The 11,796-nt window shown below is 45.7% G+C and carries 10 protein-coding genes; 1 reads left to right on the top strand and 9 read right to left on the bottom strand.

Translation table 11 applies throughout. The features are described 5' to 3' along the window. Window positions 1-564: 564 nt before the first annotated feature. The 3 genes from J7545_RS18160 to J7545_RS18150 form a co-directional block, all read right to left on the bottom strand. Entirely contained in the window at window positions 565-1,821 is a 1,257-nt protein-coding gene (locus J7545_RS18160; protein WP_318698937.1) for a DUF3747 domain-containing protein, read from the bottom strand. A gap of 139 nt (window positions 1,822-1,960) precedes the next feature. Next, window positions 1,961-4,198: an adenylate/guanylate cyclase domain-containing protein gene (locus J7545_RS18155; RefSeq protein ID WP_318698936.1), complete on the bottom strand. Its 2,238-nt coding sequence runs from the start codon at window positions 4,196-4,198 to the stop codon at window positions 1,961-1,963. 69 nt (window positions 4,199-4,267) lie between these two features. After that, window positions 4,268-4,954, bottom strand: a complete 687-nt coding sequence (locus tag J7545_RS18150) for a DUF928 domain-containing protein (protein WP_318719950.1) — start codon at window positions 4,952-4,954, stop codon at window positions 4,268-4,270. 327 nt (window positions 4,955-5,281) lie between these two features. On the opposite strand from J7545_RS18150, the gene hypE reads away from it, so the two are divergent. Continuing rightward, window positions 5,282-6,346: a hydrogenase expression/formation protein HypE gene (gene hypE / locus J7545_RS18145; protein ID WP_413038613.1), complete on the top strand. Its 1,065-nt coding sequence runs from the start codon at window positions 5,282-5,284 to the stop codon at window positions 6,344-6,346. 55 nt (window positions 6,347-6,401) lie between these two features. Here the strand turns inward: hypE and J7545_RS18140 are convergent, their stop codons facing one another. From J7545_RS18140 to J7545_RS18115, 6 genes are all read right to left on the bottom strand, one after another. Next, entirely contained in the window at window positions 6,402-7,253 is an 852-nt protein-coding gene (locus tag J7545_RS18140; RefSeq protein WP_318698933.1) for a hypothetical protein, read from the bottom strand. A gap of 50 nt (window positions 7,254-7,303) precedes the next feature. Further along, the gene (locus J7545_RS18135; RefSeq protein WP_318698932.1) at window positions 7,304-8,218 is read right to left on the bottom strand and encodes a serine hydrolase; all 915 of its coding nucleotides are present in this window, start codon (window positions 8,216-8,218) and stop codon (window positions 7,304-7,306) included. A gap of 40 nt (window positions 8,219-8,258) precedes the next feature. Beyond that, window positions 8,259-8,885 carry a Uma2 family endonuclease gene (locus J7545_RS18130; protein WP_318698931.1) on the bottom strand — a complete coding sequence of 209 codons (627 nt, stop codon included), beginning with the start codon at window positions 8,883-8,885 and terminating at the stop codon, window positions 8,259-8,261. Between the two features lie 34 nt (window positions 8,886-8,919). After that, on the bottom strand, window positions 8,920-10,164 hold the full coding sequence (locus tag J7545_RS18125) for an O-antigen ligase family protein (protein WP_318698930.1): 1,245 nt from the start codon (window positions 10,162-10,164) through the stop codon (window positions 8,920-8,922). Beyond that, window positions 10,161-11,003, bottom strand: coding sequence for a hypothetical protein (locus tag J7545_RS18120; RefSeq protein WP_318698929.1), 843 nt, complete (start codon window positions 11,001-11,003; stop codon window positions 10,161-10,163). Before J7545_RS18120 ends, J7545_RS18125 begins: the two co-directional genes overlap by 4 nt. A 148-nt stretch (window positions 11,004-11,151) precedes the next feature. Further along, complete coding sequence (locus J7545_RS18115) at window positions 11,152-11,298, bottom strand: hypothetical protein (RefSeq protein WP_318698928.1); 147 nt, start codon at window positions 11,296-11,298, stop codon at window positions 11,152-11,154. Window positions 11,299-11,796: the final 498 nt, after the last annotated feature.

Below are 11,796 nucleotides of genomic sequence, written 5' to 3'. Positions count from 1 at the left end.
TTTTTTGGCTTTGGGGATTGAAACTTTCGCTTCTTTCCCTTATCATCTTGATTAACTTTAGCTTTCCTCCTAAAGGAGTCTTGCTTCAGTTGATTAACTAACGAGGGTCTAACTCATTTAGCTTAGGCTTTCAAACTATAGAATTTTCTAGGTTCGGCGGCTTCAGTGGGGAGTCAGCTCTGCGCTGCTGCCCTCTCAAGCACAAATACGAATATAACCAATCCTCCTAGGGCTTGTCAACCCCTTTTTTGCAAAATTCTCAAATCCTTTTGACCTCAAACGCTACAGCCTATGTAGGGTAAGCCTTGACAAGATTTTGAAAATTTGGGATTGATAAAAATTAGTGAGGAGATTTGAGTGTCTCCTGAAATCGAAATAAGTCCAAATGCTTAATCAGCTCTTTTCAGAACTGTCCTACGGTGCTGAATGCTAGGCTAATGAGGGGATGAGTCAGGAAGTCTTCCTCTGTAGTTGTCAAAATGGTTAGTCGAAGCGACATAATTGAGGAGGACGCTTGTTCTGCTCCCTCCTCAATTATGTCGACCATCTTTAGAAGTACAGAGGTTACTGAGCAGAAGCGGTAGGAATATCCGATTTCACACAATTGAGCATCCTCAAGGTTGCGGCTGCTGCATAGTTTCGGCGAGCGTTATCGTTGGGCATAAACTGATTACCCGATTCATTTAAGGGGGAAGCCACAGAGCAATAGGTAGACATTTGGGTAATTAAATCAGAGGCCCAATGATTATCAACATCACTAAATGATTGCGGATTTTGTTTGCCTTGGATCTCGGGATTCAAACCACTGGTTTTACGGGCAAACTCCGCTGCACGGCGTTGAACTGCCATTAATTCTGCACGGGTGACTGATTGAGCTGGTTTGAATGTACCATCTGTGTAGCCACTAACAATATTGTGGTCTTTTGCCCATTGGATTTTGGCGGCACTCCATCGAGAGGAAGTGACATCAGGATAGGGGGTCGTGGAAATACTCGTAGGAATATTGACATTAGTGCCAGGAATAGTTTTGAGGGATTCTAAAACCATAGATACTAATTGTTCGCGTGTGAGAGGATTTTGGGGACGGAAAGTACTATCCTCAGCAAAGCCAGAAATAAAACCGATATCGACTGCTTCATTGATTTCGCTGGCATAAATATCATTCGCAATATCTTTAAAGCTGGGAGTAGTAGGTGCGGGAGGATTAGGATCAATGGGATTGGGATCGACTGGATTAGGATCAACTGGGTTGGGAGATGTCCCAATCAAGGAACTCAATTGTTGATCGTTGAGAAGGTAAACATGGCCCAGAGTTTGACCTTGATAGGAGCGTTTCGCAAAGCGCCAACCAGGGTTAAGATAAATTTTGGCAAAATCAGAAGTTGCACCATAGGCTCGACCAATTTCTATTTCTGCTCCTCCTGGAGTATTGGATGATCCAACTAAGACTAAATCATTATTACGATTGACAATTCTTAGACTGTACTGGAGGGCCAGATCTTGATTGTCAACTCGGATGGAAAATCCATTACTATCGGTACTTCGACCACAAATACCGGTAAAGTCAAAATTGAGTAAAAGAGGATTAACAATGGTGGGACTTTGGCCACTTTCACTCCAACATTGACGGGAGTTAGATTTTTGTTCCAAAATGAGCAATTGGTGGGCAGTTGTACCTCGTGGTGCAGCGATCGCGATAAAATTATCTTGTTGAACTTCGCTATGATCGAAAAAGGCACGAGCAGTAGATACCCAAGTGGTCATCCCAACTACAGTAGTGGTAGCAATAGCAGCGAAACGAGAGAGCAGTGATTTTTTCATAAGTTTTGCGACTGATTAGACTTAATTTAAGCAGTGTACAAGAGAGACGTTCTGTTCTCCAGTACCTCCTCAGTCGAAGGACATCCGCAAGTTGTTTCTAGGGTGTGTGACAGTTTGAGAGCTGTCTGTGGTAGGTCACTTAAGCGCTTTTAGAGATCTCCTCGTATAAGTGCTTTAACTTGGCTTCCACAGGAGGGGGTTTGGACGTAAATAGGATGGAGAATTGATCCTTAGATCGATGGTTGTCTAGTACTTTGGCATAAACATCTTCACGGTTTTCTGGTTGAGCATCCTTAAAGAAATTAATTTTTAAGTTGGTTAACCCGGAAGGAATTTGATTGGCCAACTCTGGAGTTACAAGAATGATTGCGCCCTTTTCCGAGAGGGCAATCAACTGGCCCTGATTGACCCGATCGCTAATATTTTTACCTTCTAACACTGCATACTGAAGGGGAAGGGCTTGGGATAAGCGAAAGAAATTCTCTTCTTCTTTAGGTAAATCAAGATGATAGGGGCCACCAATACCGCCTATATCATAGATAGTAATCGGAGTTTTTACTCCCTTGGGGGTCACTTGTTTCTCCCCATTGATTTTAACCTCTGGGCCAGCTTCGACTAAGGTAGATTCAGACACTAAAACCTGACCAGCCGTGGTATAGGATTCAATACGATAGGTTAAATTCACTTGAGAGCCGACTACGCCATATTTAGTCCGTTTCTCAGAACCAATATTACCGACCACCACCTCACCGGTATTAATGCCAACTCCCATTTCTAGGGAAGATAGTCCCCATTTTTTCATCTGTATATTAACCTGTTTCATGGCGAGTTGCATGGCGACGGCACAGGCGATCGCTCTTTGAGGGTCATCTTCACGGGGAATGGGAGCGCCAAATAGGACTAAAATCCCATCCCCCATAAACTCATCAATGGTTCCCTGATATTCGGTAATCACATCAGCCATATAGCCCAGATAAAAATTGAGGATTTTAATTACTTCTTCTGGAGAGAGGCGCTCAGACAGAGCGGTAAACCCTCGTAGATCAGAGGTGAGAATCGTAATTTTGCGTCGTTCACCGCCTAACTTTAAGCCTTCTGGATGCTCTAATAAGGTAGAAACAATTTCCTGACTCAGATAGCGGCCAAAGGTTTTACGGATATCTCCGGCACTACGGGCAATATAGGTAGTAATAGCAACAAACGAGCCAACTAAACTCATGATTGGGGGTAGTATAGGTAACCACCATCCGATTAAAAAGGCTCCATAGGTGGTGGCGATTAACAAGGGTATAGTGGCAATAGGGGCGATCGCCTTACGAATGGTTGATGAGTTCAGGCTTGCACTGTGGCGTAATCTCCAGGTTAACACAGCTCCAACCCAGGCCCAGAATAGAATCCACAGATTCTCCCCCATCTCATTCCAACTTTGAATTAGGGGTCGTCCTTCTAGGGCCGAACTCAGGATCAGACTGGTAATATTAGCGTGAATTTCCACTCCTGCCATCCGTTGGGAGGGAGTAATGGTATAGGGTGTGGGAAAGATGTCTTGAAAGGACTCTCCCACTGCACCAATTAAAACGATGCGATCGCTCGCCCAATCTGCGGGTACTCTATCTTCTAGAACATCCATCAGGGAAACCGTCTCAAAAGACTCACTGGGGCCGTGATAATTAAGCATTAACTGATATCCCCCCTCAGCTTCACCTAGATATGCACCCACATTCGGTTCTAGGGGAGAAAAGATGGTTTTCCCTAACCGCCACGTCCGGTTAGCTACAGTTTCAGGAGAAACCCCTTCTGGTTTGAGATAGAGTAAGGCTAGATAAAGAGGCAAACCATAAATCGTTTCCCCTTCTGGGGTATCGAGAGACACTAAAGCCCGACGTACCTTACTATCAGCATCGGGCAATAAATCGTTAGCTCCTACCTGATTTTTGGCTTTTAGGGCTGGAGGTGGATCAACGCGATCGCGATCGTCATCTCCTACGGCCTTTTGAATCCCAATCAAATAATTAGTATTCTCAAAAATATCAACTAGGGCTTTATGGCCAGGTTCAACGGGTAAATCCCGGTAAATATCCAAACCAATAGCCCTAGGTTCCATGGCAATTAGCTTCTGGAGCAGATCGGCATAAATCTGATCGGGAATAATGGCTTGGCCGATCGCGTGTACATCAGCTTCATTAATACCGACAATGACAATGCGCTCATCGCTAGGTTCTAGAGGTCGCCAACGCATATACAGATCAAATAGGGCCCATTCTCCTCCTTGCAATGTGCCCATTAGCCGCAAAAAAATGACAAATAGAGCCACTGAAGGGGTGGCGATCCATACCCCTCGCTGTTGCCATAACCAATCTTTAATTGTTTGCCACATAGAGCCCAGGGTTACAGTAGTCTTCAGTTAAGCTGTCTGTTAATCTGCACCCTACAATACCTAATGATACTAAGGATTTCCGGTAATTCTTTCTAAGAAAAGCATTGGCGTTTGGGTTAACTTATCAAGGCCAACGGATTTTAAGAGGCTTTCCCAAGGTTGGGTATCGAGATCCCTTAATTGAGCAGCGATCGCTACACTATCGTACCAAATTTTTGCATCGGCCAGTACTTCAGCTTGTTTGAGTAGGTCGTCTTGAGCTTGAGCTTTTTCTAAATCGGCCATTACCGTTGGATCTAAGGTAACATACTGAATCTGTCCTTGAATGGATTCATCAATAGTGCGATCGCTAGGATTACAAATTAGGGCAAATAGCCAGGTATATTCGGTTGAATTGCCCATTGCTTCAGGTAAATTCATCGTTACCTTGACTAAACCTCCATCTTTGGAGAGTTCTAATTTCTCCGTATAGACATCATTGCCTTGCCGATCAATTAAAACAAATTCCGCCAATTCTGCTTCAGTTTTAGGCACATAAAAGAACATGGTGGGGGTATCACTAGCCGTTTGACCTACATAATTGTCGGGTTCAATTGGTCTTAGAGCCATTAAGGAGAGTCCATTTTGAGGAATGATACAAGTTGAAGATCCTCTCACTCCTCCCCCAACACTTCCTCCTCTGGGAGCGCCCCCTCCACTGGTATCAGGAAATTCTAGGGCGATCGCCCCTGGAGTGAAGAGAAGAGGAGCGAGCATAACGGTCAGAAATCTTAGGGGGGAAGGAAAGCGTTTAAAGTCCATAGCGTGAATACATCTCCTTTAGGCAAACAGTTAGGTCTATTTCTCTACTCTGGGATAGGATGACAAGTAAAGTCTTCACTGGATAAGTGAATTTCTTTTCTATCTATCTTAATCTTTGTCCCAGGAACCATCATGTGCTAAACATTGAGGGTAATAAGATAAGGTAATTTAACTTAGGTATAGTTCAAATTTACCTGATACTGGAACATCTCAATGAGAAGACGCTTAGAAATCAGTCGCAGTTCCAGGTTATCTAATTGCATTCCTATCATAATTATGAACATGGCTGCTTCGCCGGATTTTTCCCTCTCTTGTCCTATTCCTATTCAACAATATCCCCAGGTACTCTTAGCCCACGGAGGGGGTGGAAAACTGATGCATCAGCTTATTGAGCAGATGTTTTTACCCGTTTTCGGCCGTCCTGATGTTTCCCATGATGCTAGTGTATTTGCAGTTAAGGGCGATCGCCTAGCCTTTACTACAGATTCCTATGTCGTTAATCCCTTGATCTTTCCGGGGGGCAATATTGGCTCAATGGCGGTTTATGGAACAGTCAATGATTTAGCTATGGCTGGAGCAAGACCTTTGTATCTGAGTGCAGGGTTTATCTTGGAGGAAGGGTTATCTATGGAGACTCTCTGGCACATCGTGCGATCGATGCAAGCAGCTGCACAGAAGGCAGGAGTACAGATCATTACCGGTGATACTAAGGTCGTCGATCGAGGAAAAGGAGATGGGATGTTTATTAACACCTCTGGTGTAGGGGTGATTGAGTCACCAAGCCAGATTTCTCCCCAACAGGTGCGATCGCAAGATGCCATCATCATTAATGGGGATTTAGGCCGACATGGGATCGCTATCATGGCTGTGCGGGAAGGTTTGGAATTTGAAACTACCATTGAGAGTGATTCGGCTCCTGTGGCCAGGCAAGTGCTGAAATTACTTAAAGCAGGAGTTAACATTCATTGTTTGCGGGATTTAACCAGAGGAGGATTAGCTAGCACCTTAAATGAAATTGCCCTTAGTTCAGGCTTGAATTTGCAGATTGATGAATCCTTAATTCCAGTTCGGGAGGATGTGCGTGGAGCCTGTGAAATTCTGGGTTTTGATCCTCTTTATGTTGCCAATGAGGGGCGATTTGTAGCTTTTATTCCCCAGTCTGATGTGGACTTAGCGCTATCCGTGTTAAGGGAAACTTCAGAAGTAGAGACTGGGGGATGGGTGATTGGAGAAGTGGGTGAACCCGCAGTTTCTGGATCTTCTGGTTTCGTGAGTCTAAAAAGCCAAATTGGTGCCAATCGGATTCTGGATTGGCTTAGTGGTGAACAGTTACCTCGAATTTGTTGAGTAATGAGTGGCAGGCAAAGTGGGCAGGAACATAAGCGATTCTTATGCCTATTGATTAGCGGAAGAACAAACCGGGGAAGTTATACCCAACTCCTAAGGTTAAGCCCCAATCGACAGCACGCACATCCCAAAAGCCAGTATTTAAGGTGGCATTAAATGTAAAGTTATTGCTAAAGGGCACATCGATGCCAGTGGTAATTAAGGGCCCATGAGTACCATTTTTGAGGTCTAAACCAAATCCACCGCCGATGAAGAGAGTGACGGGTGGAGCGTAGGGTTCGCGACTGAAGGGAATGTCATAGGTAAAGGGAATCGTGATGCTCGTACCATCCCCAATAATTACCGAGGGACGGAAGGAAAAATTTTCGGTAAAGGCAACCCGCGTTAACAAGGTACCTCCAGAACTACCGAGAGAAGATTTACCATGAAAGCCAATGGTTCCCCCTAAACCGATATAGCTAAAGCCGTTATAGTATTGGGCACGTTCGTACCGCCGACGTTCAACTGAGTAGCTATTCTGACCTTCTGGAGCTTGGGCGAATTGTCCAGAAACGTTAGTTTCTCCGAGTCCTTGGGCATTGGTACTCCCTTGTCCTGGGACTTCATAGTTAGAGGTAGCTTTCACGTGTTGAGGGGAGGTGAAGCTAGGGGGGGGAAGGGTTTGGGTGCGTACCGTATCGAGGGTAGCTTCAAAGGCTTCTGGACTAATGGCAGTGGGGGTTACGGGAATTTCTGGGGCTATATAGGGAGCTTCTAGGGGCGCATACCCTTGAGATTTAGTCGGATTTTCCCCTAGAGTTTGGGCTGATGTGGGTTGGGGGGAGATAATGCTCCACATCGCTGACGAGATCGCCAAAATACCCGCCAGATTAAGCAATAAATATAAATTAATACGCCTTAAAACCATGATAATTAATGTCACTCCTCGATGAAACGGATACTCGCTCCAGGGATATCTTAAGCTAGATTGCCCATGGCGGCTACCACTTGCTGGGAAATAAAGGGCAGGAGGTGAATATTTTGGCTTTGTTCAGTAAAAATGACCAGTAAGTAGGGCCGGAGATTATCCCCCATTTCAATATAGGCGCTTTCATGGCGCAGCGTTCCCATTAAGCCCGATTTTGACCATAGAGTAGCGGTTGGCGGTAGACCTTGACCCAAGAAACCGAGGATAGAGTCTAGATTAGGGTCAATTGTCTGGCGCATCAAGGCCATCATTTCCTGGGAGGCTTGGGAGGAAACGGCTACGCCACCGATAATACTATGTAGTAGGCGAGCGGTGGCATTGGTGGTGAAGCGATTTTGGTTTTCCATCTGAGGGCCTAAAAATAGGCGATCGCGCCCATAAGCTCCATACGTCCAATTCTTTTGGTTTACATTAATAGACTCTAATTCTGGCCATCCCAAGGACTGAAAATAGCGATTGACAATATTACGTTGGGACTTCCAGGTTTCAAAGGGACCGCCGGAAAACTCTGGCCCGCTTGTCGTTCCAGTTAACACGTCAAGGACTAAACTGGTGGCATCAGGATTGCGATCGCGGATCATATCTTGGATGGCTCGTTCCAATTCTGCACTAGGAAGAGCCATACCCGTTTCCAACCACTCATAGATAGCGACTAAATAAAACAGGGTGACCAAATGTGCAGGGGCGATCGCCTGTTTTCCTCGATATTCAAATCCCCTCACCGGGTGTTTCCAGAACTCTTCAGCCGATAGCGCTCCTCCTGTATTTACCCAAATAGGAGGGTCATAAACTATCCAAGTGAGCGCCACTTGATCTTGGCTCAGTTGGGGAAAAGCTGTCCAAGTATTATCCAGGATCTGATATCCCAGATGGGCTAAGTCTTTATCTTTGTGGAAAAAAGTCATTTGAATGAGTTGATTTCGGTTCGAGGGTACAGTCTCTTAGTTAAACTAGGTTAAAAATCTCCTGTGCAGATAAATTGAACTGGGAAAAAGTGGGAGAAACAATGGGAGTATCTTCAGTAAAGGGAGTCATCTGATATTCCCCATCAACCAGGCTACAAACAAAAAATGTGGGTTGCTTAGGATTGCCGATCAGCTTTCTCGGCCCCAAGGCGGCATAATCAATAATCCAATATTCTTCGATACTCATTTCCTCATAATCTCGCAGTTTATTGTAGTAATCATCGCGCCAATTCGTGGAAACGACTTCAACAATTAATTTGACTGAATCAGGATGTTGAATAATAGATTCGCTTTCCCACCGAGATTCCGCACCCATAATGTCTTTGTTCAAAACAATGATGTCCGGTTCATAACCTAATTTGTCCCCTGTGGGTTTGACAATGGATTCTCTCGGAATTGTCCAAATCCCTCCTTTGCCCATCTGCCGAATCGCGATCAAGAGTTGCTCGATCAGGGAACCTGTTAAATCAGAGTGTTTCCCGTTGGGCTTGGGCATTTCGATAATCACTCCATCATGCAATTCGTATCGGACTTCTGAGTTTTCAGGATACCAACTTATAAATTGATCAAAACTGTATACTTTGGGTTCGGCTTTAGCTTGAATCATCGATCGCTTTTCTCAAAGTTCAAATTTCTAGTTCTTATTCTCTGTACCCCGTGCTATACACTAATCCTAAAATTGACCCCAAGAGCCACCAGCCGAGGAAATTAATGCGAGAGTCGAACAGGGTAATATCTAAAAGATGAAAGAGGCTAATTCCGGCGAAAGCAAGAAGATAACTGAATAAAATTGCGCCTTCGGTTTGATGGGGCAATCGGGAGAGGAGATGGGTTGCTTTGGCTAAGATCCAAGTAACTAAACAGAAGAACCAAATGGTTAGAGGAATACCCATTTCCGCCAGGAACATTAAGGGTAAATTGTGGGGATGACCGATCCAATAGTTCATTTGGGTTTCATAGAGTGGGGAGAAACTCCGCAGTCCCCAACCAACCAAAGGGCGTTGATGCATTAAGTCGATCGCAAATTGCCATTGGGTCGATCGCAGTTGGGCTAGGGGGCGATCGGGAAACATCTCATCGGTGAGCCTAGCCCAAATATAGGCAGGGACTACCATCCGCACCCATTGGCGAGATGGATCGATCCCAAAAGCTGACCACAGGATGAGTCCACAGACCGCCATCACTGCGGCGACTAACATGCGCCATCCCCAATAGAGAGCATAGGCTAAAACGGCTAAGGCGGCGATCGCCCAGGCATTGCGTGAATGGGTCAGAAATAAGGTAATGCCATCTAAAACGGTGGTCACTCCTAAACCGATCCAAAACCAGCGTTTTTTGGGTCGTTTCTCTAGCAATAATCCTAAAGCGAGTATCGAAACGACCACGAGATAGGCAGCTAAATCATTAGCATAGCCAAATATGGAAGAAATGCGACCGGGGGGGATACCGCCCGCCGTTAGGGGCCAGTCAATAACAATACCCAGCCATCGGATAGGCCCTGACCATCCCCAAAACCGTTGCCCTAAGCCAATGATGGCGACTGGGAGAGAAGAAAAGACGACCCAGGTAGCCATTCGGCGCAGATGACCTGATGTGCCGATCAGCTCTCCGAGGCTAACCAACAACAGGATAAAGGGCAGAAAATGAGCTAAACCGAGGGCTGCTTCCCCTGGAAATTCTGCTAGTAAGCACGTCAAGATTAAGCCTAAAGCAAAAATGATCGAGGCTTGGGTGAGGGGGCGACGTAGGGCAGTTTCTCCCCGATCGCGTCCCATGTCAAAGAAGAAGACTAGCCCCAAGAGTAATCCGAATAAGGGGCTAAAAACGAAGGTTGCCAACCAACCTTGCAGGCAAAACCAGGGTCTTTGGTTAGATGCAGAGGTCATGCCATTTCCCAAGCGGTGGAGCGGGTGAGTCGAATTTGGGCAAGGGCAAAGATCATGGGAATGATACGGCTGTAGTTGGTGGAGATCGCTCGCCAGCCCAGATCGGCGAAAAACCAGGCCCACAGGGTCGGTCCTAGGACGGCAAACAGGGTTCTGGCTGCTCCGTAGCGAGCGGCATTAGTCGCCATACCGAGGGTGGCTTTTTGCAGAATAATTTGGGATTGGATCTTAGTCGCGGCGATTGCTCCCCCGCGCACCAAAGCTTGTTTCGCGGCTTGGTAGGCAGCAAAATGGAGCGCAAATTGTTGGGCTAGTTTTTGCACTAACAGAGGCCGAATCACAGAATTGACGGCTAAGGCACATCCCCCTTTGAGAAACACAGCGATCGGGTCTTTCTGGGTCGATAAAGGTAGGGGTTCGGCAAAATCCGCTTTTGCAAGGGCTTTCCGGATACGCTCTTTTAAGCCCCGTTTTTGTTCGGCTGGTAGCTTTTTCCAGGAGCGACGAATCAGGTGTAAAAAGATTTCGGCTTCTAATTCTGTAGTGGAGAGTTCCTGAGAATAGGGCAGTTTGAGATAGCGACAGACTTGAAGGAGGACTTGGCGATAGGTAATCGTTTGGGTTTGTCCCCGTAAAACCGTGAAGCCATCAGCAGCTAAGAATTGGAAGCGCTCTTCTATGGTATCAATCCACTGTTGGCGATGTTGACTTTGAACCGCGATCGGATCGGGGGTATACACATAATCTAGGGGGTTTAGTTTACGCTGAAATAGCAGATGGGTTAACTGCTGTAACTCTTCTTCTGTGGCTAGTTCTAGGACTGCTCTTAGTTCATCCACATTCTTTACCTCAACTGAATTGGGGGGGCGGTCAACTCCGATTATTTATAGAATCTACAGTAAAGATGATTTGAAAACGGTTAATACTATTGAAAATTTTAGAGTTGAGTTGAAGTCCGCTTTCCATTTTACCGTGCGATCGCCATCCCTAGCTGGCCAGACCTTGAGCCACGGGTAGGGTTGCCCTTCCCTTCCTCCCCCGCACACCACAAGCCAGGGTATAATCAACTGCCACCATTTTTCCTTGACCCGCCCAATTGTGCCAGGACTCCAACAGGATACAATAATTCATCATTTTTGTTATGTTAGGGGATAACTCATTATGGCGTGGAACAAAGAAGGAAACAGTTGAGATTCAAGATTAAGTTGGTGATGATATAACGGGGAATTAGAAGCCGGGTTTCTTCCAGAAACCCGGCTTCTCGGTAAAATGAAAGACGCATCCATAATCAATTAAAAATTTAAAAATGCAAAATTAAACAAGGTCAGTAGGGGCGGGTTTACCAAAATCTAGGAAAAACACCATCAATTTCCTAAACCCGCCCCCACTCCCGCGAACGTTTGAGGGCAAGTTCACCAAGGTTATTGGTGGGAAACGAGAGATATGGGTGAACCTGCCTCTACAATTCAACCTAGAAACCGGGTTTCTTGCTTACCCCTCTTTTGTCACTCTGCCGAAAGAGGGATAGAATAAGAGGACAAGTAAAGAGCTGAAAAATAGAATAGACAATGGATGTAGAGTACCCACTCCGGAAACACGTAGCTCGCTCTGCTGAAGCAACGATTCTGTTAG

Origin of the sequence: Roseofilum sp. SBFL, from assembly GCF_017746885.1 — a bacterium.
Classification (GTDB): Bacteria; Cyanobacteriota; Cyanobacteriia; order Cyanobacteriales; family Desertifilaceae; genus Roseofilum.
Note: the sequence above shows the minus strand (reverse complement) of the source record. Positions and strands in the feature narration are given on the sequence as shown.